Raw genomic sequence first — 2,868 nt, forward strand, 5'->3', positions numbered from 1 at the left:
GCAGGCCACCAGGATGTCCGCGGCGCAGGCCTCCTCCCGCATGCCCGCGTCCCACAGCACCTGGGGCCTGGCCCCGTTGCCCCGGATCACGCGCACGTCCAGCTCGTCCTCCGCGCGCTTGGCCCTCTCCGCGTCCTGCTCCACCAGGTTGACGTTGTGTCCGTCCCCGGACAGGGTGGCCGCGATGCTGCGCCCCACCTCGCCCGCCCCGACGATGACGATGTTCATGATCGACAGGGCTCCCAGCTGCAGGAGAACAGAGTCATGGGCTTCTCGCCGGGACGCCCGTCGTCCGTGATGCGGTAGGCGAAGGATCGCGCCCTTCCCCGCTCCGGCAGGGACGCGATGTGGATGCGGGGCCGGCCGCCCCAGCGGATCCCGGACCGGAATGACGCCGAAATCCCCCTGGGCTCGAACTCCATCGGGTCGATGGGCGTGGCCTCGAAGATCCACTCGGAGTAGGCCGCGTTGTTCACGTGGGCGTTGACGTCCAGGTCGTGAAAGCGGATGGGCCAGGGGACTTCGGTGCAGGGCACGTCCGGTTCGGGGGTCGGGACGTCGGGAAAGTCCGGGTCGATGGGGCCCGTGTAGCGCTCGTCGATCCTGGGCAGGTGGGCCTTCGGGCGCACGGGCCGTCCCGACGCCAGGTCCAGCAGGAGCCAGGAGGTCTTGGCCCAGACCAGCGGAACCCCCGACGGCGTCTCCACCTGGAAGACGCGCAGGGTATGGTAGCCGTGATTCATATCGTGAAAGGTTTTGATGACGAAGCGCTCATCCATCTCCGGCAGGCGCCGCAGCAGTTCCACCTCGTAGCGGAGCAGCACCCAGGCGTAGCCGCGGGCCAGCACCTGTGTGGGGCCGCCCTCCAGTCCGGTCGCCGCCAAGCTGGCTGTATCCTGCAGATGGTTCAGCAGCCCATGCAGCTTCAGCTCGCCGTGACAGGACGCGTCGGACGGCAGAACCGTCAATTCCCGGACGTACATCGTTCAGCGTTCCTCCTTACCCAATCCATACTTTCCGTTTTCCGAAAAGCCCTCTTTCGCACCATGATATCATTAACTTCCCGACATACGAACCGGCTCCGCTTCGAGGGGTGCGTTCCGACGCCCGTTTGGATTTATCCACACCATTTCCGGGGTTTACCTGTGGATAAGTGTATAATTGGGCTGAACGAGCTCCAATCAGGAGACTCTTTGTGGATGAACCTGTGCACCTCATGAGGAAAAAACGAAAGACGCCGTTCCGGACCGGACGGCCGGGAGAAAACCGGTATTTTGCGGCCTGCCGCAACGGGGGACAGACTCCATTGCAGGGGTGAAACGGATTGCAGAAGGACATGAGGGAACTGAAGGAACTATGGGACGGAATCGTCCAGGGCGCCGTTCTGCCGGAGGGCGCGGTCTCGCTGTGGCTGACCACGTGCGTGCCCGTGGCCCTGGAGGAGGACGAGCTGGTGGTCGATACGTCGAATCCCTTCACGCAGGAGTACATCGCCAAGAACTTTCTGGGCGAGCTGAACCGTTCCGCTCGAGCCGGCGGAGCGGTCAGGGGCATCCGCCTCAGGGCCAGCGTCCACCCCGAGGGGGAGGACAAGAAGCGGGAGTGGGTGGCCCGCGCCGAGGAGGCCAGCCGGCCGGAGCCGAACCGGGCCAACCTGAACCCGAACTACACCTTCTCCACCTTCGTCGTGGGCAAGTCCAACCGCCTCGCCCACGCGGCCAGCCTGGCCGTCGCGGAGATGCCGGGAAAGGCGTACAACCCGCTCTTCATCTGGGGCGGGGTCGGCCTCGGCAAGACGCACCTGATGCACGCCATCTGCCACTACGCGCTCTCGCGCTCGCACGGGCTGAGGGCGCTCTACCTCAGTGCGGAGAAGTTCCTGAACGAGTTCGTCCAGGCCATCGGCTCCTCGAAGATGCCCCAGTTCAAGGAACGCTACCGCAACGTGGACATCCTGCTGATCGACGACATCCAGTTTCTCGGCAACAAGGGCCAGAGCCAGGAGGAGTTCTTCCACACCTTCAACACCCTTCACGAGGGCAACAAGCAGGTCGTCATCTGTTCGGACCGCCAACCCTCCGAGCTCCAGAACATCGAGGACCGGCTGATCAGCCGCTTCGCCTGGGGGCTGGTGACGGACATCCAGCCGCCGGACCTGGAGACCCGCATCGCCATCCTCCAGAAAAAGGCCCTGTCCCGGGAGTACGAGATGCCCGACGAGGTCATCCACTTCCTGGCCCAGCACATCCCCAGCAACATCCGGGAGCTGGAGGGCGCCCTCAATCGCGTCATCGCATGCGCGGAGCTCTCCGGGGAGGCCGTCACGATCGAGAAGACCTCCGTCTGGCTCAAGGACATCCTCCGCATGGACCTGAAGGGCCCCGTGACGATCGAGAGCATCCAGGCCGTCGTGGCCGAGAACTTCGGCATGAACCCGGACGACCTCACCGGATCCAAGCGCACGGCGGAGATCGCCCTGGCCCGACAGATCGCCATGTACCTCTGCCGCGAACTCACGGACATCAGCCTTCAGCGGATCGGGCACGCCTTCCGCAAGAAGGACCACACGACCGTCATCCACGCTCAGAGGAAGATCGAGCAGCTCGTCAAGTCCGACCCGGACGTGAAACGGGCTGTGGACAACATACGGAACAAGTTGTGAAGGCGTATGGGGACGGCCGACAGTTTTCCACAGCCCTCCCCGGAAAACCGCGAAAGCGTACACGGAATCCACAGGTCCTCCACGGCGGATCCACCGCCGGCCCACACCGCCCGAAAAGCGCAGGCGACGTACGGCGGACAGGATATCCACAACCTTGTTCAACACTACTACTGCTGTCTCTACTCTAAAAAAAAGAACACGAGGAC

General features: G+C 64.0%; 3 protein-coding genes. 1 reads left to right on the forward strand and 2 read right to left on the reverse strand.

The window, feature by feature from the left end:
- Together Q0176_RS08055 and Q0176_RS08060 are read right to left on the reverse strand one after the other, a co-directional pair.
- Positions 1 to 228 (reverse strand): NAD-binding protein (locus Q0176_RS08055; protein WP_299301276.1); only part of this gene is annotated, 228 nt, incomplete at its 3' end.
- Complete coding sequence (locus tag Q0176_RS08060; protein WP_299301278.1) at positions 225 to 983, reverse strand: acyl-ACP thioesterase domain-containing protein; 759 nt, start codon at positions 981 to 983, stop codon at positions 225 to 227. The genes Q0176_RS08060 and Q0176_RS08055, both read right to left, overlap by 4 nt.
- Positions 984 to 1,336: 353 nt before the next feature.
- On the opposite strand from Q0176_RS08060, the gene dnaA reads away from it, so the two are divergent.
- Positions 1,337 to 2,662: a chromosomal replication initiator protein DnaA gene (gene dnaA / locus Q0176_RS08065; RefSeq protein WP_299301281.1), complete on the forward strand. Its 1,326-nt coding sequence runs from the start codon at positions 1,337 to 1,339 to the stop codon at positions 2,660 to 2,662.
- The last annotated feature ends 206 nt before the right edge of the window (positions 2,663 to 2,868 follow it).

This window comes from uncultured Fretibacterium sp. (assembly GCF_938040765.1).
GTDB lineage: Bacteria > Synergistota > Synergistia > Synergistales > Aminobacteriaceae > CAJPSE01.

Coding starts and splice junctions, on each gene's coding strand:
- Q0176_RS08060 (WP_299301278.1), bottom strand. CDS start 983: ATGTACGTCCGGGAATTGACGGTTCTGCCGTCCGACGCGTCCTGTCAC.
- dnaA (WP_299301281.1), top strand. CDS start 1,337: ATGAGGGAACTGAAGGAACTATGGGACGGAATCGTCCAGGGCGCCGTT.